Origin of the sequence: Microcoleus sp., assembly GCF_041354475.1 — a bacterium.
Lineage (GTDB): Bacteria > Cyanobacteriota > Cyanobacteriia > Cyanobacteriales > Microcoleaceae > Microcoleus.
Map to the genome: position 1 here is coordinate 11,374 of NZ_JBGJZU010000001.1, position 24,960 is coordinate 36,333.

At 44.3% G+C, this 24,960-nt stretch carries 11 protein-coding genes and 2 pseudogenes; 10 read left to right on the forward strand and 3 right to left on the reverse strand.

The annotated features are described in order from the left end of the window. Positions 1-2,183, reverse strand: a pseudogene (locus tag ACBR23_RS00035) (hypothetical protein); the annotation flags it as partial. Between the two features lie 58 nt (positions 2,184-2,241). On the opposite strand from ACBR23_RS00035, the gene ACBR23_RS00040 reads away from it, so the two are divergent. The 5 genes from ACBR23_RS00040 (at position 2,242) to ACBR23_RS00060 (ending at position 8,489) form a co-directional block, all read left to right on the forward strand. After that, a complete protein-coding gene (locus tag ACBR23_RS00040) occupies positions 2,242-4,233 on the forward strand; it encodes a hypothetical protein (protein WP_371118295.1) in 1,992 nt (663 codons plus the stop codon). 83 nt (positions 4,234-4,316) lie between these two features. After that, the gene (locus tag ACBR23_RS00045) at positions 4,317-4,433 is read left to right on the forward strand and encodes a photosystem II reaction center protein I (protein ID WP_340523282.1); all 117 of its coding nucleotides are present in this window, start codon (positions 4,317-4,319) and stop codon (positions 4,431-4,433) included. A 33-nt stretch (positions 4,434-4,466) separates the two neighbouring features. Then, a complete protein-coding gene (locus tag ACBR23_RS00050) occupies positions 4,467-4,616 on the forward strand; it encodes a hypothetical protein (protein ID WP_340523283.1) in 150 nt (49 codons plus the stop codon). A 486-nt stretch (positions 4,617-5,102) separates the two neighbouring features. Further along, positions 5,103-7,676 (forward strand): DUF3769 domain-containing protein, encoded by a 2,574-nt coding sequence (locus tag ACBR23_RS00055; RefSeq protein ID WP_371118296.1) that lies wholly within the window; start codon positions 5,103-5,105, stop codon positions 7,674-7,676. Positions 7,677-7,820: 144 nt separating this feature from the next. After that, positions 7,821-8,489, forward strand: a complete 669-nt coding sequence (locus tag ACBR23_RS00060) for a hypothetical protein (RefSeq protein WP_341735753.1) — start codon at positions 7,821-7,823, stop codon at positions 8,487-8,489. 112 nt (positions 8,490-8,601) lie between these two features. Here the strand turns inward: ACBR23_RS00060 and ACBR23_RS00065 are convergent, their stop codons facing one another. Continuing rightward, entirely contained in the window at positions 8,602-9,114 is a 513-nt protein-coding gene (locus ACBR23_RS00065) for a phycobiliprotein lyase (RefSeq protein WP_341735754.1), read from the reverse strand. Positions 9,115-9,513: 399 nt separating this feature from the next. Here ACBR23_RS00065 and ACBR23_RS00070 point away from each other — a divergent pair, with 399 nt between their 5' ends. The 4 genes and pseudogenes from ACBR23_RS00070 to ACBR23_RS00085 all read left to right on the forward strand — a co-directional run bounded on the left by ACBR23_RS00070 (position 9,514) and on the right by ACBR23_RS00085 (position 22,783). After that, on the forward strand, positions 9,514-11,766 hold the full coding sequence (locus ACBR23_RS00070) for a hypothetical protein (RefSeq protein ID WP_371118297.1): 2,253 nt from the start codon (positions 9,514-9,516) through the stop codon (positions 11,764-11,766). Positions 11,767-12,110: 344 nt separating this feature from the next. After that, positions 12,111-15,422 (forward strand): helicase-related protein, encoded by a 3,312-nt coding sequence (locus ACBR23_RS00075; RefSeq protein ID WP_371118298.1) that lies wholly within the window; start codon positions 12,111-12,113, stop codon positions 15,420-15,422. Positions 15,423-15,988: 566 nt separating this feature from the next. Next, positions 15,989-16,942 (forward strand): annotated as a pseudogene (locus tag ACBR23_RS00080) (sigma-70 family RNA polymerase sigma factor); the annotation flags it as partial. 336 nt (positions 16,943-17,278) lie between these two features. Further along, positions 17,279-22,783, forward strand: coding sequence for an AAA family ATPase (locus tag ACBR23_RS00085; protein ID WP_371118406.1), 5,505 nt, complete (start codon positions 17,279-17,281; stop codon positions 22,781-22,783). 378 nt (positions 22,784-23,161) lie between these two features. Here ACBR23_RS00085 and ACBR23_RS00090 read toward each other — a convergent pair whose 3' ends face one another. Continuing rightward, complete coding sequence (locus tag ACBR23_RS00090) at positions 23,162-24,100, reverse strand: serine hydrolase (RefSeq protein WP_371118299.1); 939 nt, start codon at positions 24,098-24,100, stop codon at positions 23,162-23,164. Positions 24,101-24,179: 79 nt separating this feature from the next. Between ACBR23_RS00090 and ACBR23_RS00095 the strand changes: the two genes are divergently transcribed. Then, entirely contained in the window at positions 24,180-24,911 is a 732-nt protein-coding gene (locus ACBR23_RS00095) for an NlpC/P60 family protein (RefSeq protein WP_371115757.1), read from the forward strand. Positions 24,912-24,960: the final 49 nt, after the last annotated feature.

A 24,960-nucleotide genomic window follows, 5' to 3' on the forward strand; every position in this document is an offset into this window, starting at 1 on the left:
TCACCCTGTTTCAAAATTGCCGCATTGTCTCCCATCGAAACATCGACTGGAGACTGGAAAACTTTACCCAAATTAGCAGATTCAGCCGCAGCCGAATTGTCTCGCATCGAAACATCAGCTTGAGACTGAGAAACTTTACCCAAATTAGCAGATTCAGCCACAGCCGAATTGCCAATTTCAGGCTGTTTCAAAATTGGCGGATTTTCCCCCATCGAAACATCGACTGGAGACAGGGAAGTTTCACCCAAATTAGCAGATTCAGCCACAGCCGAATTGCCACTTTCACCCTGTTTCAAAATTGCCGCATTGTCTCCCATCGAAACATCGACTGAAGACAGGGAAGTTTCACCCAAATTAGCAGATTCAGCCACAGCCGAATTGCCACTTTCACCCTGTTTCAAAATTGCCGCATTGTCTCCCATCGAAACATCGACTGGAGACTGGAAAACTTTACCCAAATTAGCAGATTCAGCCGCAGCCGAATTGTCTCGCATCGAAACATCAGCTTGAGACTCCGACACTTCCGGCGAAAACTGACTCTCAATCAACGCCAAATAATCCACAGCCTTCGCAAACTCCAACCTCGGAAAAAAAGGCGACAATTCCCAGCGTTTCGCAACCTCCAACATATCACGAGTCGGGCCGCCACCGTGGTCGCCAACTCCCGGTAGCCAAACAGCAGATTGCAAACCCGTTTTAATTTGCCAATCAAAAAGATGATTCGCCATTTTCACAGATTCGATGTTTTCACCGATCGGACCCGACATCATGCTAAATATCTTAGTACCATCCAAACCTTCCCACCAAAATGCACCATAGGGAAACTCAGTTGTATCATTCCAACGCAACTTTTGCGTCACAAAATAATCAACTCCACCATCGCGCAAAATCTGAGGTAATTGCCATCCAAAACCAAAAGTATCCGGTAGCCAAACTACCCGCATTAACTCCCCGAACTTTTCTTGGGCGTAACGCTGTCCATAAACAACTTGTCTCACCATGGATTCAGCCGAAATCAAGTTTAAATCTGGTTCCACCCACATCCCACCAACAACTTCCCAAAATCCCGCAGCTACCTGTTTTTTAATCTCAGCAAACAAATCAGGCCGATGCTCTTCTATCCAAGCATAAAGTGCAGGAGTTGAATGACAGAAAATTAAACTAGGAAACTCCGATTGTAACTTCAATGCTGACTCAAAAGTCCGTTGGGCCGCTTCCCAAGTTTCCGCAACAGGCCATAACCAAGCCAAATCCAAATGAGCATGACCAACTAAATAAATTTTACCTTTATATATAGAAGATTTTCCACTACTTTCTCCTATATATATAGATGTACTCTCATCACTTTCTGCCCTCCCAAAAACCCTCTCTCTTCCACCTCCCTCTGTGCCCTCTGTGCCCTCTGCGGTTTCAACCTTTAAACCATCCTGAAAACCTCCCAAAAATCCGAGCAAGTTTTGCCTTAAACTAGAAAGCGAACGATCGAACTTTTGTCGATCGCCCACCACAGACCAATCAATCAAACCCACCGCCAATTCCACTTGAGATTTTAGCATTTCCCCCTTGACAACCAACCCACCATGGACTATATTTTTAGTGGGGGAGTATTGGAAATTTAAATTTGAGAAATTACCAGACAGGGAATTTTGCAAAATCTCCAATTCATCAGCCACAAAACCAGGGTCAAAACAAGCAGAATCAGCAGCTTCATACAGACAAACTGACTTCACCAAAGCACCCGAATCGTGACCTGGACTCACCAAACGCAAAATTACTAAAAATTCATCTCCCAGAAGGACAGCGGGACTTAACAAAAGTCGCACCGCACAATCAAATAAATCTCCGACTCCAACTAACTCCCCATTCACAAAAATCTGAACATTGTCTGCCCACCAAGTCAAGCTCAACAGCAAGCGCAACCCCGTCACAGGATAGGCTGACAAATTGGGAGGAACTACAAATTTTTGTCCCAAATAAAAAACTTGTTTACCAGCAGGCCAAGCAATATGTCCTTTATGGTTAAGTTCGGCAACAGGCCAGTTACAAATATTTACCCCATTGACAACAGCCAAGTCTGAGTCGTAGTACCTCCAGCCAGACTGCGCATCCCATAGGGTGAGGCGACGCAACCTTTCGACAACTTCAGAAATATTATTGCTAGCAGATGACACAGAAGCACTCATATTTCGCTAAGATTGAGAATTAGACAGAAACAAGGTTGAATCAACCTCAAATTAAATTATGTCTTCAAATAACTACGGCGGCCCGTACCAAAGCCGACTATTAAAATTTATATCCAAACAGTCCCGCCAAGTTGCCGAAAATTGCGATCGCACTTGGCGACAAGTTACATCCGCAACGCTTAACACTACCCAAATTCTACTTTATCCAGCATACTTGCTGGTGCAAAGTTCGCGAATGTTAGCCAGACAACTGCGGGAATCAAGTCAAAAAATAGATTTACCGGAATTGCAGGAATTTGCTGAAAGAGAAAATTTCAAATTTTCTCAGAATTCATCCCCAAATGGGTGGGATGAGGAGATAGGCGCAGAAAGTGCGATCGTAGATATTGTGCACATGGCTGAAAATATACTCCTCCCATCGCAAACAACGACAAAATCCGACAATTTATCCTTTGTAATTACAGCCGAAAATTTGCCAGCCCCAGTGACACCACAGGCTTTAGTGGCACAAACACACTTTACCCGAAACCATGCCAAAACAACTCCCAGGAATTTAGTTTTAGAACATCCAGACTCTCAAACTCCAGTAACCGAAATTTCCATCAATCATGGTGACACCGTTAACACCACACCGAAAGTTCGGGGAATTGCGACTTTTCTACCAGCCCGCAGTTTAGTATTGGTGGGAGCAGAAAATCAGATTTTAGATATTTTAACCCAAGAACAGCAGGAACTCTTGGAGGGGCGCATAACTTGGGAAGTCGCCAACTCCGGGCCAGGGCGACGAGAAATTGCTAAAAAAGAATTAAAATTTAATCTCGGCTTAGAAGAGGCTGCGGCAAAATCCCTACTTCCGCCAGTGCGCGGTTTTTGGCAATTGATGACTTGGGTACAAACAAGTCCCTTGGCGCTGAAAAGAAATCAGTTTGGAGAATCAATCCTGGCGATGAAAAAAGCCATTAATACTGGTGCCGATCGCCATTTAATCATAGCTCAAACCGATAGAGCGCAAATCACCGGAGTCAAAACCGATCGACCGGCAATTACCTCCGCAAGTGCGCTAGACTGCCATACATCAGAATTAACCACAGATTTTTACACTAAGTTCGATCGAGCCACCAATCCTCTATCCTTTGTCACATTACTCGATCGCGCCGCCGTCAACCTCGAAGAATTCACCATACCCCAAGTATCAAAAATTACTGGTGACTTAACAGACAGCCAGCCAGCCCAGATAGAGCCAACAACCGAGAATTTGAGCCCAAGCACCCGTGAAATAGTCGAAAACTACGCCAAAAGCATCGAACAGATGATTTGGTCATCAGTAGACTACCTCCTAGGCAAAGAAACAGCAGCCAGTGATAATACAGAAAAATCTCTGGCAATCAAGTATTCTTTGCAACAAAGAGCAGCGGAAAATACTGAAAAAACCGAGACCAAGGGCGATCGACCTTGGCTAAATTGGCAAGACCTATTTGGAGAGCCAGCACCGCCCTCCCTAGACCAAGTGCCACCGCCAGCCCCAGAGCAAGTAACACAAATCAGCACAAAAGTCAAGCCCCAAAATACGGAAATCGAAAAATTGCCCCCTGGTCGATCGACACCAAAATCCACATCACCATACCCAGAAGCAATTCAAAACCTGATCGCCCAGCTCAAAAGTAGCATCAACACAAAAGTAACAAAAAGTCAACCCCAAAAAACATCTAATTTAGAAAATCTTCAAAAAAATAGCAGACAGAGCAACCTAGAAGCATCAACTCAGATCCAGACACAGAAAACTCAACCAGAAACAGCAACCACCCCTGAGCTCGGCCCAACCCCCAGCAAATACATCAGCATCACCAAAGAAACAGAAAAGAACAGCCCAGAGGAACAAGCACAGGAGTGCTTAGAAACCACAGCAGAATCAATGGGATACATCAAGCATCCCCTAGAACAAGTGCTAGAATGGCTAGATCGCATCATGGTGCGACTAGAAAAAATAGTCGAACAACTGTGGGAATGGGCAAAAATCAACTTCCCAAAAATCATCAACAGCAAAGATTAAATTCGCTAATCTTTGACATATGATAAAAAAGTTGCACCAGCAACAAATCACTCAGCTCGATCGCATTCTTGGAGACTCCCACAGTGCTAACCCTCAAAATCGTAGTTAATATAGTTGTCCTATTCTTTGTTTCCCTGTTCATATTTGGATTTTTGTCCAATGACCCAGCTCGGAACCCCAACCGCAGAGACATGGAATAATATCCATGTCGGGTTGCACCGGAAAGACTGTCCATGGTTGAAAGTGAGTCCAAAAACCAAAAATTGTACTTAGGTGTTGGTAGCCACTTGACTCAACCACAGAAATCCGATGCTAGCGGATTGGATACAAGCGAGCAATCCATCCAGCAGATGAGGGGCGGGCCACAGCAGCCCCTGCCATGAACCCACAAACCATCAAAAATTAGTTAAACAAACTTAACCTCGCTGGTCAGTGAGGTTATCTTGTGGTGAAAGCAAGTTCTAACGGCAGCCAGCATCCCAAGCAGCGCAGCCCATCAAATTTCTGTTTAAACATTTATAGCAACCTAAATAGGTAACTAGGACATTTTCAATTGCTCAAACCATTGATTTTATTCCTTCTTCCTTCTTCCTGAATTTCCCCCCTTGGGGGGGGCAGGGGGGGGGTGACTTCTTCCTTCTTCCTGAATTTCCCCCCTTGGGGGGGGCAGGGGGGGGTGACTTCTTCCTTCTTCCTTCTTCCTTCTTCCTTCTTCCTTCTTCCTTCTTCCTTCTTCCTTCTTCCTTCTTCCTTTATAGCAACCTAAATAGGTAACTAGGACATTTTCAATTGCTCAAACCATTGATTTTATTGCATATTCGTTCTTCCTTCTTCCTTCTTCCTTGTTCCTTCTTCCTTCTGCTATAACTATGCCCTATCCGGTACCGCCACCAGAACCCCCTGCCATCATCAATATCACAAAGCCCAAAAAAGTCGCCCTCGCTGTGGCGGCAAGTGATAGAGACACCCGCAGCAACTCCACAGAACAACCGGAACCAAGCCCAGCTCTAGTTCTGTCAGAAGCAAAACCAGCCACCGAACCAGCACCCTCCGCCAGACTCCTGGACCCAACCGCAGCAGCAGGTCAGCCTTCAGAAATCGACGACCCCCTAGCAGCAGTGGCAAACGGCACAGCAGAGTTGAGATTTCAAAATCCCACTCCCGTTGTAGAAACCGCAACCAGGGAAACTCCCAAAGACTCTTCCTTTACTACTTATCATTTTGCACCGCCACAAAATCGCCTTTCCGGTAGGAATCCAGCACCAACCCCAGAGGCATTATTGACTCAGAAAAAACCGGGGGAACCAGAACAACCATCGGCAGAGGTTTCACACCCCGATGACAGCAGTTATCAGGCAAAGGGGCTGCAACTAGAAGATAAGTCACCTCCTGAACCCCAGGATATTCCAGTTCCCGAACCACCCCCGGAACCAACACCAAGCGGACAACCACAGTTAGAAATTCCGACTCCGGGTACCGCCCCAACGCCCGGAACGCCAGCATCGCCCAAACCGAAGCCCAAACCAGGCCCAGCCCCAGGAGTCCGCACCCCACCTTCCCAGCGGACGGTACCTTTCCCTGTGAGTCCGGCAGATACGATTGAGGTGAAAGCAGACAGTCAGGAGTTTGATGACAAGCAGCAAATTGTTACGGCTATTGGTAATGTGGTGGTGCGGTTCCGACAAACGGTGATTGATGCCGATCGGGCGATCGTCAACTTAGTCACCCGCCAAGTGATAGCATCCGGTAATGTCGCCTATACCCGCGGCCAACAAGTAGTCCGTGGGGAACGGATGGACTTTAATCTCGGTCTCAATTCCGGTGCTGTCGAACAGGCAAAAGGTGAACTGTTCTTACCCGCAGCAGGTAGCGAGTTAACCCCCACACTCCCCACAGATATCAGTGCGGGCACGATTCTCAATCAGCCCCTGAGCGATCGAATTACCAGTCAGCAACCAGTGCGCGGAGTTCGCTCCCCCGGCGCCGCTACCTTTACCATCGGCGGTGGCGGACAGGGTGGACAGGTGACCGCACCCCAAATCACTGGGGCCGTTAACCGCGTTCGCTTTGAAGCAGAACGCCTGGAACTCCGACCCGATGGCGTGAGGGTGGCTACTAATATTCGGATTACTAATGACCCCTTTTCTCCGCCGGAACTGGAATACCGCGCCAAGACGGCGACGATTAGAAGGATTTCTCCCACGGCGGAGGAATTGGTCACAACTAAACCTCGTTTGGTGTTCGACAACCGGGTGAAAATACCTGTGTATCCTCGCCGACAGGTGTTTGACAGTCAGCAGCGGAATGGCCCGTGTTTGACCTTTGGCTTCGATGGGGGCGATCGCGGTGGTTTGTATGCTGAGTGCGCTTTGGATGTACTGCAAGCAGGGCCAGTCAGGCTGACTTTGACTCCCCAGGTTTATCTTCAGCGGGCGATCGAAAAACACGGCGGTAGCCCCTTTTCCCCCGATAGTTACGGCCTGAAAGCGAAGTTGACGGCGGCCCTTGGCCCTCGTACTAGGCTCGACGGTTCGGCAATATTTCTCAATTTTGATAATTTCCCGAATCTAGCTGAAAATGCTTTTCGGGGTAATTTGCGTTTGCGGCAGTCGATCGGGACTCACACTCTGGTGGGGGAATATAGCTATCGCGATCGTCTCTTTAACGGTTCTCTCGGCTTTCAAACCGTCAACAGCAGCCTGGGAGTTGTTCTCACTTCCCCCATCATCCCCCTGGGAAAGTCTGGCATTAATCTTAGTTACCAAGCCGGTTATCAATTTATCAATGCTGACACCGACAGATTTGACTTGCTCGAACCTGTGAGGGAAAATAACCGCATCGATTTGAGCCGCTTACAACTGAGCGCAGCCTTAACCCGCGACTTTACCCTATGGCAGGGTAAATCCCTCCCCCGCACTCCTACCCAGGGTTTGAAGTATACGCGGACTCCGGTGGTTCCTTACGTGAAACTGGCTTTGGGTATCCGTGGTGTTGGGAGTTTTTATAGCAGTGACGATCAACAAAATTCTCTCGCCGGCAGTGTCGGCATTCAAGGGCAATTCGGTCATTTCTCCCGCCCTTTCCTGGACTACACTGGGTTTAACGTGACTTACACTCAGGTAGGACGGGATGGTCTATCGCCATTTTTGTTCGATCGCCTGGTAGATGTCAGAATCCTTTCCTTTGGACTTGTCCAACAAGTTTATGGCGGGTTTCGAGTCGGAATTCAAAGTGCTATTAATTTAGATACCAAGGAAACCATTAGTACAAATTACACTTTGGAATACAGTCGCCGCAGTTATGCAATCATTTTACGTTTTAATCCAGAACGTCAAGTCGGTAGCCTGACTTTTAGGATTAGCGACTTCAATTGGAATGGCACTCCAGAATCTTTTGGTGGGGATGTGCGAAGTGTAGAAGGAGGCGTGCGTTTATCCGATTAATTAAATTAGTTATTGGTGATTAATTAGTGGTTGTTTTCCGCAACCAAATAACAACTCAGCCTAAACAATCACCAATAATAACTAACAAATAACCATTAACAAATAACCACTAACAAATAACAACTAACAACTAACAACTAACAAATGACAGAAGTGACGGCAATATCTGCACAAGCAGCGGCTCTGCTGGTTCACTATGGTTTTGACCTAGGTGGCAAAAAAGCAGAAAAATTGGCGGGCGAATGGCTGACTAATTATCCCAGCCATTGGCTCCGTTTAGCCGTGATTGAAGCGCTTTATCAAGGTCGTTACAAAGCCGTTTCTGTGGCACAAATTTTGAGTATGTGGCAGCGTTTAAACCAACCTGTTTATCATTTTAATGGCGAGTTTGAACGCTTAGTTTGCAGCAATTTTCCTCAAGATTTAATGCAGGAAAATGATTTTAAGTTGTCCGAAGAACCTATATTTTTACCTAGTGCAGAATCCGATTTAGGTGGGTTAGAACTAGATTTGCTTCCGACTCCAGATGTTGAGTTCGATTCCGCCGACAATGCAGAACTCCCCAAAGTAGAGACTGAGGAAATACCACAAGTGTCCGCAGTCAATCGCACCAGGGAAAATGCCGAAGTTGTAATTTATGAAGATTTGGCAGTAACTGCTGTGGCCGATCGAGCCGAAGCTGATATTTCAGTCGCCTCGCCATTAGTTGAAAAATCAGTCCCCATCGTCAAACATACTGATTTTCACTCCAAGTTAAAAGCTATTGCCAAAGAAGGCCGCCGAAAAAAGGGAGAAAGAAGAAAAAAAGTCTGATACGGGCCTTGAGAACTGGGCGAAGCGAAGGGGAGGAATTGGTTATGGGTTATTCGTTATTGATTATTAGTGATCGGCACAAACAAATAACAAATAACAAATAACAAAATTTTTATTTTTTAGGGGCTGCTCCCATCCGAATTTCTGAACAAAAAGAAGCTTGTTCATTACCGTTAGCTTCCTTGACAACACTGGTACGCAGTCGGAGGTTGGGGATGAGATACCAGAGGCGTTCTTCAGCATGGATAGTTTCAGATTCCGTAATCAATGTCAGCACGTCATCACTGCCCATCACGTAGCGAGTATTGCCCTTATCTTGGATCACTTTGCCTTCCCTGGGATTGTCGGCATTGGGTAAGACGGCTAATATTGTAGAACCGATTTGTTTTTGCTCTGTGCGATCGGGAGTACCCTCCCAACTCACCCTAACGCTAGTTAACCCACTGGCATTCGGATCGATCGAGTGCTGTTGGCACAGCTTCACCACTGCGGGTTCAGTAGCCGTCAGTATTTCTATTTTGAGCTCAGATTTGCCAGCCTGCAATTCCCCGGAATTGAGATAGTGTACGGTGCGCTGCGAAAACCATTTGCCTGCACTTAGCTCGAAAAACTCGATAACATCCATGAATTTTGTCTCTGAACTCAATACTTCTCTATTTTGTATATTTTAAAGGAATGAGGAACACCTGCAAAGCTGTCAAGGAGTTTTCAGTTTGAAATTAATCAGATAAAGTAACCGTAGAGGGCGCTTTGGCTACAGAAAAATACCAGAGACAGCAACAGACGGACAATCATCCTGTCAGGAGGATATATTAACAAGAATCAAAAAACTCAAATAATGATATAATTTTTAATTACAAACACGGGCCCCATACCAGTAGCAAACAGAAATTAACTATGTCATGCTAACCAAAGAGACAAGTTTCTCGATCGAGTTAGCTTTCTTTGTCGGAATCCCCGTAGGAGTATGTCACCAAGGTGCAGTTAGCCATCGCATACATTTGACAAAAACATCCAAAAATTTATGAGCGAGTTTACGCCAGGGTCAGAGCCCATGCTGCCCGCAGCACAGACACCAGAACTGGAAATCCAGCCCAGTCAGTTAGTCGCCAATTCGGAAGTCAATCGATTATACAGTTTACTAACAGATTACAATTTTATTCAAACCAAGCTGTCAGCATCGGGAGTACAGCCCCTAATAGAAGATTACAATTTAGCAATAAATATCCCTAATTTCCTCGACCATCACCAAATAAAAACCCTCAAATTAATCCAAGAAACCCTGCGAATTTCTGCCCACATTATCGTTCCAGACCATACCCAACTACCCACACAACTAATTGCCCGCTTGATGTGTTTTGAAAATCCCGAAATTCAAGCACTACTAGCCCAAGCAAAAAAACAGAAATATCCCTGGTTCCGACCATTAACTCCTAGTTTTACCCCTCCGGGAGGAAGATTGCAGCGCACCCTCACGGGACATACAGATTGGGTACAAGCTGTAGCAATTACCCCCGACGGTAAGCGGGTAATTTCTGGCTCATCCGACCATAATATCAAAGTTTGGCATTTAGACACAGGAGAGGAAATTTTCACCCTAACAGGTCATCTTACCTACGTCAATGCTGTGGCAGTAACCCCCGATGGCACTCAACTAATTTCCGGTTCTTGGGATAATACCATCAAGATTTGGAACCTCGAAACAGGACAAGAAGTATTTACCTTTGGTGGCGATACCTTTGCCGTAGAAGCTGTAGCAGTTACTCCCGACGGCAAAGCAGTGATTTCTGGTTCCTGGGATGGCAGTATTAAGGTTTGGGATTTAAAAAACCGGGAAATAATCTTTAACCTCAAAAGTCATACAAGTTTTGTACAATCAGTAGCAGTAACACCCGACAGCAAGCGATTGATTTCCGGTTCCGGCGATAACAGCATCAAAGTCTGGAATTTAGAAACAGGAAAAGAAATTTTCACTCTGACTGGTCATCGGGATTGGGTCAAATCAGTAGCAGTTAGTCCCGACGGAGAAAAGATTATTTCAGGTAGTTATGACGGCACTGTAAAAGTCTGGAGTTTGAGAGAAAGAAAGAAAATATTTACATTAGGATCTCATGACAGTTTCATCCAATCTGTGGCAATAACTCCCGATGGCCAGCGAGTAATTTCTGCTTCCGGTGACAAAACTATCAAAGTTTGGCATCTAGAAACCAAAGCAGAAATATTCAGTTTTACGGATCACATCGCCCCGGTGAATGCTGTGGCGGTGAGTGCGGACGGTAAACGAATAGTTTCTGGTTCCTCTGACAAAACTCTCAAAGTTTGGTGTTTAGAAACAGAAACAGAAAATGTATCATTTTTAGCCCATCAGGATTCCGTAAATGCTGTGGCAGTAACACCGGATTGCACTAAAGCAATTTCGGGTTCTGGCGACAACACGATTAAAGTCTGGAATCTGGAAAATGGAGAAGAACTTTTGACTATTTATGGTCATAAAGATTGGGTTAAGGCAATCGCTGTCACCCCAGACAGCCAGAGAATAATTTCGGGTTCGGGTGACCAAACGGTGAAAGTTTGGAATGTGGCCACAGGAGAGGAAATTAGGAGTTTCGCAGGTCATACAGACTGGGTAAATTCTGTGGCTGTGACTGCGGACAGCAGGATGGTAATTTCTGGTTCTGGTGACAAAACTATTAAGGTTTGGAGTCTGGAAACAGGAGAAGAAATTTTTACATTTGTAGGTCACACTGACGGGATAAAAGCTGTTGCAGTTACTCCTGACGGTAAACGGTTAATTTCTGCGGCTGGTGATAAAACTCTCAAAGTTTGGAGTTTGGGAACCGAAAAAAATAGTTTGGCTGATCTCTGGAATTTAGTAGTAAAAAATCAACTTTTCACTCTCAAAGGTGATGATAATTTAGTAAATGCTGTAGCAGTTACAGCGGATGGTAAATGGGCCGTTTGTGGGGGTAGAAAGAGCACGATCAAAGTGTGGGATTTGTCAAGTAGAAAGGAAGTTTTCACTTTGGCTGGTCATGGGGATGCGGTAACAGCTTTGGCGACGGTGGGGACTAGGGTGATTTCTGTTTCTGATGACAATACCCTGAGAGTTTGGGATTTGTTAAGTCGAGAAGTAATTGCTATTTTTCGGGGAGATAGTGCGTTGAAATCTTGTGCTATTGCACCGGATGGGGTGACAATTGTGGCGGGGGAAGTTTCGGGACAGGTGCATTTTTTAAAGTTAGAAAATAGTCCTCATTCCTCCGTCCCTAGTCATTAGTTACTGTGGCGATGGTTAAATAATCGCACTTTTACTGAAACAGTCCTGGATATTTTTCAAAAAGCTTGTGTTGAACTGGCTTGGAGACCTGTTCCACAGGAGTTATTGCAGAGGTCTAGTGTTTACGCCAAGTACGATCGCACCCCCCTTGACTTGTCAGGCGATCGCCCTTTTTCGGCAAACTATATATAGTGTCTCTACGTCCAGCACTGTATAATTCAGGGGGTATTTAAGCTCGATTTAGTATTATTACTATGGATAGTGTAGAAATAAAAAATTTCGTCCACGACTCTAGTTGTACCAGTAGAATATAGCCTAATGCAACAAGCGAACAAAGGTAGGCTATGTCACAACATGATTCTTCTCTCCCAAACTCGGCAATTAGAGACAACCGTCACCGCGGAACAGTAGGCGATTTTTTGAAAGCAAAGGTCGAGGAAAACTCAACCTTGTCCATTGTTTCTGCTTACTTTACAATTTATGCCTTTGATGCTTTGAAGGAACAACTTCTAGGTATTAAAAGCTTGAAATTTCTCTTTGGCGAACCGCGCTTCATCAAATCTCTTGACCCCAGTAAAACTGATAAAAAGGCGTTCCAAATTGAGGATCAGGGCTTGCAGCTACAGAATCGGTTGCAGCAAAAACGGGTTGCGAAAGAATGTGCAGAATGGATTGAGAAAAAAGTCCAGATACGGTCGGTCAAGCAATCTAATTTACTGCACGGCAAAATGTATCACATTGCTCATAACGGAACTGAAAATGCTATTATGGGCAGTTCTAATTTTACCATGCGGGGACTCGGATTAGGTAAAAATAACAACAATATTGAACTCAATTTAGAAGTAGATAGTAAACGGGATACCCGCGACCTGAAAGCCTGGTTTGATGAACTCTGGAATGATGCCGAACTAATCGAAGATGTCACACAAGATGTGCTGCTGTACCTAGAGCAACTTTACCAGAATAATACTCCTGAGTTTATCTACTACAAAACTCTGTTTCATATCTTCGAGACATTCCTCGATGACCTAGAAAAAAGCGATATTCTCAACGAACAGCTACACCTATTTGATACAGAAATCTGGAAATCTTTATTTGAATTTCAAAAAGACGGAGTTAAGGCTGCTATCAATAAAATCCGACGATATAACGGGTGTATTATTGCTGACAGCGTTGGTTTAGGTAAAACATTTGAAGCTCTAGCGGTGATTAAATATTTTGAACTTCGCAATGAAAAAGTTTTGGTTCTTTGTCCCAAAAAACTCCGAGAAAATTGGACTGTATATCTAGCACAGAACAATAGCGAACTCAATCCTTTGGTTAAAGACCGCTTTAACTATACAGTCCTGTCTCACACCGACTTGAGCCGGGATTATGGTTACTCTGGGGACATTAATTTAGAAAAGATTAATTGGGGCAACTATGACTTGGTAGTTATTGACGAATCGCACAATTTTCGCAACAACATCAAGAGCAAACGGGACGAATTTGGCAATCCAATTAGAAAGAGTCGTTACGAAAGATTGATGGATGATATTATCAAGAGCGGTGTCAAAACTCAGGTGCTACTCTTATCAGCAACTCCGGTTAACAATGATTTAAAGGATTTGCGGAATCAACTTTATTTTATCACAGAAGGTCGCGATGCTGCGTTTGGCGAATCGCTGGGAATTGCTAGTCTGAGCGATACACTAGCTGATGCTCAGCGGAAATTTACCAAGTGGGCAAAGAAAAGTCGCGATCGCAAAACTAGCGAACTGCTGGAAGAACTTAGTTCTGCTTTTTTCAAACTGCTTGACCAATTGACGATCGCCCGATCGCGCAAACACATTCAAAAATACTATAAAGATGCGATCGCCCAATTAGGCGGCTTTCCAGAACGGCTCAAACCCATCTCGGTATTTCCTGAGATTGACCGAGAGGGTGAGTTCATGTCCTACGAACAGCTTAACAGTGAAATTTCTAAATATCAACTCTCCCTATTCAACCCCTCAAAGTATGTCCTGTCGCCATACCGATCGGTGTATGAAAATAAAGGAGTGCGAAATTTCAAACAGAGCGATCGCGAACGCTGTTTGATCGGCATGATGAAAGTCAATTTCCTTAAACGCTTAGAAAGCTCCATCCGTTCCTTTGCGCTGACAATGGAGCGCACGATTAACAAAACTGAAGCTCTAGAGACAAAAATTAAGAACTTTAAGCAATTGCAGCAATCTCGCGACGCTAACCAGACAGTAACTTTCAGCGATTGGATGATTGAAGACTTGGACGATGAAGAGTTGCAAGATGCCATGCAAGTAGGTCAGAAGCTGATATTTCAAATGGCGCACCTCGATGTCGAAACGTGGTTAAAAGACCTGAAACGCGACAAGGAACAGCTTAAAAAAATTTACAATTCTGCCCAAAGCATTTCTGTGGAACGCGATGCCAAGCTGGCTGAGCTAAAAGCGCTGATCGCCGAGAAAGTCAAGCATCCTACGACTAACAAGCATGGCCAACCAAATCGCAAGGTTTTAGTCTTTACTGCCTTTGCAGATACGGCTGTCTATCTTTACGAAGGATTGCGGGAATGGGCAACAGTAGAATTGAAAATTAACTTAGCTTTGGTGACTGGTGGTTCGGCGAAAAATAAGACCACCTTTGGCAAAAATGAGTTCAATCACGTCCTGACAAATTTTTCGCCTTTCGCCAAGAAACGCGCTCAAATTCCATCTATGCGACAAGACGGCGAGATTGACCTATTAATTGCCACAGATTGTATATCAGAAGGGCAAAATTTACAAGATTGCGATTATCTGATTAACTACGACATCCACTGGAACCCAGTCCGAATTATCCAGCGGTTCGGTAGGTGCGATCGCATTGGCAGCCCCAACCACACCGTACAATTAATTAATTTTTGGCCGACAGAGGACTTGGATCAATACATCAATCTGAAAAATCGAGTAGAAGCACGGATGGCTTTAGCAGACATGGCTGGTACATTTGAAGATAATCTGCTGGAGGTAAAGGAGATTCAAGAAGTGATTGAGAGTGATTTGAAATACCGCGACAAGCAGTTGCTGCGATTGAAAGACGAGGTGCTGGATATCGAAGATTTCACCGAAAGTGTCGCCCTAACGGAATTCACTCTCGATGATTTCCGAATGGAACTGGCCAAATATATTGAGAGCAACCGCAAACTACTCCAAGATGCCCCTTTAGGACTCTATGCAGTAGTTCCAACTAACTCGGAGTACCCGATAATTGCTCCGGGCGTAATTTTTTGCCTCAAACAGAAAGGCGATTGTCTTGAGAATAAAACCGTCAACCCGCTGCAACCATATTTTGTAGTTTATGTGCGCGAAAATAAGGAAGTGCGATTAACTTTTGCTCAACCCAAACAAATACTTGAAATATACCAGTTGCTGTGTGCGGGATGTACTGTTCCCTATGAACAGTTGTGCAACTTGTTCGATCGAGAAACTAATAACGGATTTGATATGAGTTTGTATAACGACTTGCTGAAGCGGGCGGTTGATTCAATTGCAGATATTTACAAGAAGCGGAGCATCGGCCACCTGCTGTCTAGCCGCCGTGCAGTATTGGTTGAACAACCGCATCAGGTTAAAGCAACAACGGATTTTGAACTGATTACCTGGCTGGTGATTAAATGAGCGTCAGCGAACAACAAGCCAAAACATCTATTAAGCAAGCTTTAAGTAGTTTTACCAAGGGAAAACTAGCGGATAACGCCCGGAATTTGTTCTTTGTTCTTGGCTACCGAAGTGATCTAATTTATGCGCTCGAACCTAATAGTTCGGATAATTTTATTGCAGAATTTGACATAGATCAAAAGCTCAACTCCCAAAAAGCTCTCTTAGAGGAATGGCTGTCGGTTGATTTTCTCTTCCAGTTTACCGGGACAGAAATTGCAGATAATGACCAGTTTGTCGAATTTGATACTAGGAGCGGCGAGAATGCCTTCTTTACTTCCTACTTGTTTTTTGCGATCGCACTGCGGAGGAGCGCGTACACTATAGAAGAACTTGACGGGATTATCCGCGAGATTAATAAAATTTTACCGATTCCCGCGATCGTTCTTTTTAAACATGGAGAAACTCTGACTTTATCCATGATCAACCGCCGCCAACACAAACGCAATGAATCTAAAGATGTATTAGAAAAAGTCAAACATATTAAAGATATCCCATTCGATAGTCCGACAAACTCTCATTTAAAAATGCTCTTCGAGATTTTCTTAGCACAGTTGTATAAAAATCACGGCTTTAGCAACTTTGACGAATTTCATGAAGCTTGGCATAAAACTATTCCTGACAGCATCAAATTTAAAAAAGAGCGCCTACTGCCAGATTCGCTTCGGGTTTACCTGCAAAAAATCGGTCGATTCCCCATGCTCAAAGCTGACGAAGAGATTGAATTAGCTCGAAAAATTGCTGAGTTAGAATTAGAGGGCAGCCGAAAAGCTAAAGACAAAATGGTAGAGTCTAATTTGCGGCTGGTAGTTTCAATTGCTAAAAGATATCAAAATCGAGGGCTGGATTTCTTAGACTTGATACAGGAGGGAAATCTCGGTTTAATCAGGGCTGTAGAAAAGTTTGATTGCACGATGGGAACCAGGTTTTCCACCTACGCATATTCGTGGATTCGTCAAGGAATTACGCGGGCAATTCACAACCATTCCCGCACCATCCGGCTACCAGTTCACTTGTGGCGCACAATTTCCGAGGTTAAGAAAACTACCAAACAGCTTTCTGAAGAAATCAGTCGCAAGCCTACCGACGAAGAAATCGCTACTAAAATGGAGATAACAATTACCAAATTGCGATTTGTTATTAAATCTGCTAAATCTATCATTTCCTTAGATACTAAAATGGGTGATCATGAAGACTGTACATTGGGAGAGTTGATTGAATTCGATGGAGAAACACCAGAAGAAAAAGTATATAAAAATTTGTTTGCCGAAGATTTAGAAAGCGTTTTAGATACTCTGGGCCCTCGACAACGTGACGTTATTCGGATGCGATTCGGATTGGATGATGGCCGGGAAAAAACTCTACAGGAAATCGGTAATATATTTGATGTTACCCGCGAACGGATTCGGCAAATTGAGGCTAAGGCTTTACTAAGATTGCGCCATCCCAACCGCAACAGTATTTTAAAAGAATGTATTCGCCCGACAGCAATTGACCAAACTCAGACAAAAAGACCGATCGCCCAACCGATGCAGCCAAGACGGTTCAATATCTCAGAAAACTTGTCTCCCAGCCGCAACACCTTCTTACAGGAGCCTGTTGATGATAAAATAGTTGAAACAGCTAATATGACCGAACCATTAATTCCTTTTAACAACTTCATAGAAAAATCAAATAAAGAACAAATAAAGTTGACTCAGACTTACTTGTCGAGTGCCGCTGAAAGTGAAAAAAATCACACTTATGCAAATTTGAACGAGCATAATTTCCAAATTGCCGAACAGACAGAAAATGACTTGAATGGAGCGATTAAACCGATGAAACAAAATTCAGCAGATTTACTCAAACAACTCACCGCACTAGAAGATGTTTTTTCCCAATTAGAGAAACGGCTGTCAGAGGCGAGTCGAAAGTTGCTAAACCCTGGTATACCTATATCTAAAGAGCTGATTCAAGAACTTGACGAGTCCCGGAAAAACTTTATTCAGCTTCGCGACAATGTGCTAGAATTGGCTGAATATTTTGCAGTATCGACAACGCTGAAAGTTGAGGAAATTGGTTCTTTAGCAGATATCAAGTCTGTACTTGAGCGTGTGGATTTGGCCGAGAAGCAAAAAAGTGCGATCGCTCTTGTCCGCGACTCTGCTTTGAGGGTTTTGGAACGAATTTTAGCGATCGCCCATCGAGTAGAGAGCAATTTTCAGTCATTGCTGGAATGTCAGGAAAAAGCCCGCGAACTTCAACGCGCCATCTCCGAATCCCAGGAGTCTGACTTGCATCCCGACACCCAACTATTGGCTGACGGTAATCATCCATTCTGCAAACTGCTAACACTAATTGCAGAATGGGAAGAAGCAGATGACGAGCATTTAGCTTCTTTACAGGATGCCGTAGCAAAATCATTTGGAAGAACTCTGGCGATGGCAGCAGTCAGAGGTAAACTGATTATTCAGTCGGAAACAATACCAGATTTGCCTGCTGTTTCTACTAACAATAACTTCGACAATACTTCCTTAGTTGAGGAGCCGGAATCTGAAACTGTTCCTGTTGTCGAACCACCAGCAGTAGCAGAGTTGAACTCGGTATTGACAGAGGAGGCGATCGCGCAGCCAACCACTGAAGATATCCCCAATATTCCACCAATAGAACTGCCAACCTCAACTCTGATAAATCAGCAAGATTCAGAAAATAAGCAAGGGAAAGAACTAGAAAATCAGGGGAATAAAAAAAGAGAAGAAAAACAGCCTCTTTACAGCTCATCGCCCAATGATACCGCTCAACAAATCGCTCAATCCATCTTGGATGACCCCGATATAGAACGGCCAGCAGTTCTGCGCGACTTAGTTTGGCGGCTGATTCTTGAACAAAAACTCAGCCTTGCCTTTCATTTAGCTCGCTGCTTTGAAAAACAATACTCCAACTTTGAACCGCACCTGCCACCGCAGTTAATTCGAGCAGTATTGCTAGGACAAAACCTGCGCTATGACGTAGGATCTGGAAAACTTGCAAATCTGCTTAAAGATGACTTCACCAGTTACACCGCCAGCTATTCATTACCAGACAAAAGTGAATGGAATCAAGCTGCAAGCTTGCTCTTAGCCGCAGCAGCAATGCGACCGTCTTTACTAGCGCCAAATACTGGTGCGAAGCACCTTCTTCAGCAGATTCATTTCGGTAAAGCTGGACTTGCAAAACTGTACGATTATTGCCAAATTATCGCCAAACATGGCGATGGTCAGCGGGCGCTGGATCTCAAAGCCATCAAGAAAGCTAAAGACCAGGCAGACATACAAAAATCTTTAGATATTCTGCATCAAAACATCGAATTTTGGTGGTCTCAAGCACAGAAAAAACCTATGATTTACCCGCCGGCGAAGAAGGTTTGGCAGGATTGGTTGAAGCCTGACGAACTGATTCACTCTTTAGTATTTCCTGTACTTGAAAAAGATTTGAGTAAACTTTCAGAACTCAAGCAGAAAGTCAATCAATTGTCTGACGAATCTCAGATCGACTCTGAAATTGAGAAGACCGATCGTAAAATTCGCAGCAGTCGCCGTGACTCCATGATGGGGAAAGCCGTGATTCAGTTGCGCGATCGCGTTCGTGAACCTGTTGATTTGGTGCGAAATTGGATTGAAATTCAGGAATCGCGCTTAGATCGCAGAGACAATTATCTTCAGAAAGAAGCCAAACAGTTAAAAGAAGATATTGAGAAGCTTCAAAATACTGTTCTCAAAGAATTGGATACCTTTGAAGAAACAAAACCTCCGGTGTTTATTTTAGCTGGTATTGCCTGTTGCCGAAAAGCTGTGGAAGACATCGGCAATATCTTCGATCCAGATACCGAATTGTCAACCGCAGAACCTGACCTAAAACATATCCTGCACGCGGATCTGTTAAGAATGCCGTCTATCCCGATCGACGATGACTGGGAACTGGATATCGCTAATCCTGAAGCGGGTATAAAGGGAATTTTGGAGTTAGTAAAAAATGACATTTGGGATTGGCAACAAGCATTCGATATGCAGAGTTATGTCTGTAGTTCAACAACTGTGGGAAATCACGAAGCTACGGCGCAAATCATCGAATACCTTGAACACAACCCCGAACCAAAATTAGACCTCGCTCAGCTAAAGGACGAACGCAATAATCGGATTGAAGAGTGTCAAAAGATTTTGCAGGAGCAGGTAGAAACTACTAGCAAACAGCTCGAAAGTGCGGTAGCTTTTGGTTTGCTAAGAGAAACAGATAGAACTGCTTATGCAGCACAGATTGAAAGCATTAAAAATGCTCTGGAAACTACCAGGCGGTTTTCCGCAAAAATTGAGCTGCTTCGGGCGATCGGTCAAGCAATTAACGCCAAGCGCCAGGAACAGATCGATCGAGTATCCGAGGAATTAGAGAGTCTTCAGCAAACAGGTATAGCAGATGCCGATCGTACCAGAATTTGCAGTGTATTGGATCAAGGCGATATCCTGACGGCTAATGAATATATATATATGCTGCAACAGGGGCGATCGCTTCCTGAACCAGAGGAAAAGAGAGATGCTTTTAAAGACTTCTTCGAGCATAAGTATGCTGCGATCGAAAAAGTGCTTGAGGAGTGCGATCGCGATCGACAAAAAAAACAAGAGCTCATTCCCAATATTTCCAAAGGGAAAAGTATCGCCAAAATCCAGATACCGCAGGGGGCTCAAGCCAAAAAAGCTGCTGATATGTTCGACGCTTGGTTTGCAGCGAAGGGAAGGAATCAAGCCACAGAGAAAGATGCTCATCAAATTCTCAGCAACCTCGGTTTTAACCTAAAATCTCTGACATTTAAAAAATCAGGACAATATACCTGGATTGACGTTAATTCTGAGCCGATATTTGACCAAAATCGCTGTCCTGTGTCTGCCTATGGTTCAGCCGCGAACGGTCATTACCGCATTCTTTGCGTATGGGATAGACCGAACGAACAGGATCTCCTCAATGCAGTTGGAGACACTGCTCTGGGAGAGCCAGTATTCGTCTTTCATTTTGGGCGAATGACCGTCAAGAGACGCCGAGATTTGGCTGATTTGTGTCGGCAGCGTCGGAGCACTTTCATTGTTATAGATGATGTGCTGATGCTCTACCTTTGCGGAGAACAAAAAACACGCTTACCTGTATTGTTTGATTGTACCTTACCCTTTACTTTCCTGGAACCGTATAAAACCGCAGCAGGAGAAGTTCCGCCTGAAATGTTTTACGGTCGAGTACGAGAACGGGAATCTATAATCGATCCAGAAGGTTCTTGTTTAATTTATGGAGGTCGCCAGTTAGGTAAAACGGTTTTGCTTAAGTATGTACAGCGGACTTTTCACGCAACCGACGCGGGAAGGAACGCCCTATTTTTAGATATCAAAGAAATTGGGCGCAAGCAACTGTTAGATAAAATTTGGCATCTACTAAACGAAGAATTGGATCAATTGCAAATTCCCGATACCAACCGGCGCAATTCCGTCCGCGAAAGCAGCTTGCAGCGGATTAAAAGTTGGCTGGAATTCGACACGCAGCGGCGCTTTTTGCTGTTGTTGGATGAGGCAGATAATTTCCTGGAAGCTGATGGTAAGGAGGATTTCCCGCGCTGCGATGAGTTCAGAAAATTAATGACGGAAACTAACCGACGTTTTAAGGTGGTCTTTGCCGGATTGCACAACGTTCTGAGAACCACTAGACAAGCAAACCATCCCCTGGCTCACTTTGGCAAGCCGATCTGCATTGGGCCTCTGCTGAATAATGGTGAAATGCGTGCGGCAACAGCTTTGGTAAAACGTCCGCTGGCTAGTCTTGGCTATTGTTTTGAACCGTCAGATTTAATCCAGCGTATTCTTTGGCAAACTAACTATTATCCGAGCTTGATTCAACTTTATTGCGAGCAGTTACTCAAGCACATTACTAACCCAGATGTCCCTACTTTCGATCCTAAAATTAGTCCGCCTTATGCGATCGCTTCTCGCCATGTAGAAGAAGCTTATCAAAGTCAAGACCTTCGCAAAAATATTCGCGATCGCTTTAAGTTGACACTGGGACTCGATCCGCGCTACGAAGTAATTGCCTACTCGATTGCTGATGGTTCTCAGCAGAATGAAACAGGTATGGAGGATGGGTTTTCTGTATCTTGGATTCGCGAACAAGTCTTGTATTGGTGGTCTGAGGGATTCGTGGGAAGGTCATCGGAAGATGAAATCCTTGCTTTACTTGAAGAAATGGTCGGATTAGGAGTTTTACGAGAAACTGATGCAGGTTACTTCACTCTGAGAAGTTCTAATTTAGCCTTGCTTATGGGTACGCAGCGAGAGATTGAAACAGAACTTCTGAGACACCGCGAACCTCAACCTGAATACGAACCTACTACTTTTCGTTCTCCTCTTCTAGTCAACAATAAAGCTGATTCCCGGCGCAGTCCTTTAACTGTTCAACAGGAATCAGATTTGCTGCGCCCGGAGAATCGTGTCTCTATTATATTTGGTTGCCAAGCCGCAGGAATTGACGATTTGAGAGTTTTTATGATGAAAGCAGCATCTAGTAAGAAGGATTGCAAAATTCACTATCACTATTTAGAAAACCTCTCAGACAAATCGGATTTCAGCCAGCGTTTGACAGAAATTAGTAACCCTCGTAAAAAAGATATCACGCTCGTTGTTGTATCAGCCACCAACCTTTGGAGTAAGGATTGGGTTGATGAGGCAATTAAGAAAATCAAAAGATTGAGGAAAGAAGACTCGTTTATCCAGCTTGTTTTCATCGCAGATCCTCAGAAGGCTTGGCAGTTAGTTATTCATAATTGGACAGGTTTTGATTCCTTTAAGGATCTGAGATTTTTCAGCCTCAAACCGTGGCACGATGCCGCCCTGCGACATTGGTTGGAAGATGTTAATTTGCCCAGCGAACTAGAAGTGAGAAAAAAAATTGCGGCAGTTACAGGAAATTGGTCAAACCTGCTGCAAGAATTCTATCAATTTGCTCAAGCTAATCCGCATTGCTGGCAAGATTCCTTTGGGGAACTGACGAAGCAATTTAATAAATCTGACAAATTAATTAATTCAATGGGTTTTGACGGTTGCGAACCTCAAAGAAAACTGGTGATGAGAACTTTAGCCCAATGGGGAGAAGCAGCAGCCGTTGAGGAATTAATTGAGGTTCTTGATGATGTATCGCCTGAAGTTGTCAAGCAGACTCTCAGATGGGCGGATCTCCTCAGTCTAGTCTCGCATTTAGGAAATCAGAAGCAAGATGGTAAGGATTACTGGCAGATTGACCCTGTAGTTTGCCGTCTGCTTGAATCTATGGCTGAGTAATACACACTTTCTGCTGTGCGATGTACTTAAGTGGATGGGGTAGGGAGGGGGACACTATTCCTACAAAATCGGGGCTTTTCCGAGAATGAAACAGCCCTGGGGGCTAGGGCGTGTTTTCAAACCCAAAGATCCCCCCCAGCCCCCCTTAAAAAGGGGGGGGGGAAAGAGTCTTTAAGTCCCCCTTTTTAAGGGGGATTTAGGGGGATCTAAATCTTAAGGAGTAGTTTGAAAACACGCCCTAGGGGGATCTAAGCTTAATAGTCAAACAGCACTCTGTGGCTGGGTTTGAACTGAAGTTGTCACCAATAGCCGGTTTGTGACTACAAAACCCCGAAGGCTCAACATGGGCTGCAATCATTAATCTTAATTTAATTTAATTTAATTCAGTGCTTTCATGGCTGCGACGACTTGCTGCGATACAAAAGGCAAAATTTGTTCATTTTTACTATTGTGTTTCCCTTCGGTAAATACCACTAACAAGTAAGGGCGCAAATTCGGTATTTCAATGTAGGCTGCATCATGACGCACTTGACTTGTTAGCCCAGCTTTTGACCATAATTTAGCTTCTAATGGTAATCCGCTACCTAAAAAACCTGTAACTTGATTTTCGGGATCTGCTTCTAATTCGGCTGGTTCTAAACTACGTTTCATTAAACCCATCATCTCTTGGGATGCTTTGGCGGAAACAGCTACACCACCGATGATACTATGCAACAAAATCGCTGTGGCATTGGTGGTTAGCATATTTCTATTTTCCATTAATTCTCCCAAAAATTCTCGCTCCCGACCGTAGGGGCCGTCGCACCATGTTTTTTGATTGAGGTTAATGTCTTGTAAGTCTAGCCAATTTAATGATTGAAAGTAACGGTTGATGATGTTTCGCTGCTGTTTCCAGGTTTCAAAGGGGCCGGAGGGCAATTCTGGACCACTGGTGGTGCCGGTTAGTACATCTACTACTAAACTGGTGGCGTCGTTGCTGGAATCTACTATCATGTCTCTGACAGCGCGTTCTAATTCTTTTGATGTTTTAATCATCCCTTTTTCTGCCCATTCCCAGACGGCAACAAGGTAGAATAATTTGACGATGCTGGCGGGATACACTCGTTCTGAAGCCCGATGGCTATAACCTCTGGCTTGATATTTCCAAAATTCTTCGGGGCTGAGAGCTCCGCCTGTGTTGACTCGCACGGGCGGATCGTAGACTATCCAGGTGAGGGCGAGACGATCGCCTGTTAATTCTGTAAATTCTGCGTGAACTGCATCTATAATGCTCTTGCCGAGGGTTTCTAGTTGTTCGTCTTTACGAAAAAATGTCATGGTAATTTTAGGGGGTTATGAGGGCTTGCTATAGGAGTTATCGGTTATCAGTTATCAACTATAAACTAGAAAAAATTAAATGACTAATTATCAATTATCTGATGTTGTGGAGTATCGGGCCCGATCGCACATAAATATTTACGATTCCCCCAGGTGCGATCGACTGGCGACTCAGGCGATGGCTGGGCGACACTTGCGAGTTGTCGAATTACCCCTGGTTAATGCTGGGATAGGTGTAAATTTTGATACCAGGGCTGTGATGGTGCGACTGTGCGAAGATGATTATCCGGGATGGCTGGATCTGCGAGATGTTGAGTCGATCTCAGTGGCACAAATACCCTATCATCCTGTGATTTTATCGGAGACCAAAATTAGAGAAAAATTACCAAAAGTAATTAATTTTGCTCATCAGGCGATGGACCAATCTAATGAATATCTTTGGGGCGGCACTGTGGGGCCAAATTATGATTGTTCTGGATTAATGCAGGCTGCTTTCAGGTCGGCGGGTATCTGGTTGCCGAGGGATGCTTATCAGCAGGAAGCTTTTACTAAGCCTATCAGTATAACTTGTTTAGAACCGGGAGATTTGGTTTTTTTTGGAACACCAGAAAAGGCTACTCATGTGGGACTATATCTGGGAGGCGATCGCTATATTCACAGTTCCGGCACTGAACAAGGTCGCAATGGTATCGGGATCGATATTTTGTCGGAAGATGGCGATCGAGTTAGTCAAGCTTATTATCGGCAATTGCGAGGATATGGTAAAGTGGTGGCAAGTTATCAACCTATAGTAATCCTAAATCATTTGTGAATTTCTTACTCCCTCCCCTTATGAAGGGGAGGGTTGGGGTGGGGGAAAA

Bases quoted from the DNA above. Each gene is read 5' to 3' on its own strand.
- ACBR23_RS00040 (WP_371118295.1), top strand. From the start codon at position 2,242: ATGTCTTCAAATAACTACGGCGGCCCGTACCAAAGCCGACTATTAAAA.
- ACBR23_RS00050 (WP_340523283.1), top strand. From the start codon at position 4,467: ATGGTTGAAAGTGAGTCCAAAAACCAAAAATTGTACTTAGGTGTTGGT.
- ACBR23_RS00055 (WP_371118296.1), top strand. From the start codon at position 5,103: ATGCCCTATCCGGTACCGCCACCAGAACCCCCTGCCATCATCAATATC.
- ACBR23_RS00060 (WP_341735753.1), top strand. From the start codon at position 7,821: ATGACAGAAGTGACGGCAATATCTGCACAAGCAGCGGCTCTGCTGGTT.
- ACBR23_RS00065 (WP_341735754.1), bottom strand. From the start codon at position 9,114: ATGGATGTTATCGAGTTTTTCGAGCTAAGTGCAGGCAAATGGTTTTCG.
- ACBR23_RS00070 (WP_371118297.1), top strand. From the start codon at position 9,514: ATGAGCGAGTTTACGCCAGGGTCAGAGCCCATGCTGCCCGCAGCACAG.
- ACBR23_RS00075 (WP_371118298.1), top strand. From the start codon at position 12,111: ATGTCACAACATGATTCTTCTCTCCCAAACTCGGCAATTAGAGACAAC.
- ACBR23_RS00085 (WP_371118406.1), top strand. From the start codon at position 17,279: ATGAAACAAAATTCAGCAGATTTACTCAAACAACTCACCGCACTAGAA.
- ACBR23_RS00090 (WP_371118299.1), bottom strand. From the start codon at position 24,100: ATGACATTTTTTCGTAAAGACGAACAACTAGAAACCCTCGGCAAGAGC.
- ACBR23_RS00095 (WP_371115757.1), top strand. From the start codon at position 24,180: ATGACTAATTATCAATTATCTGATGTTGTGGAGTATCGGGCCCGATCG.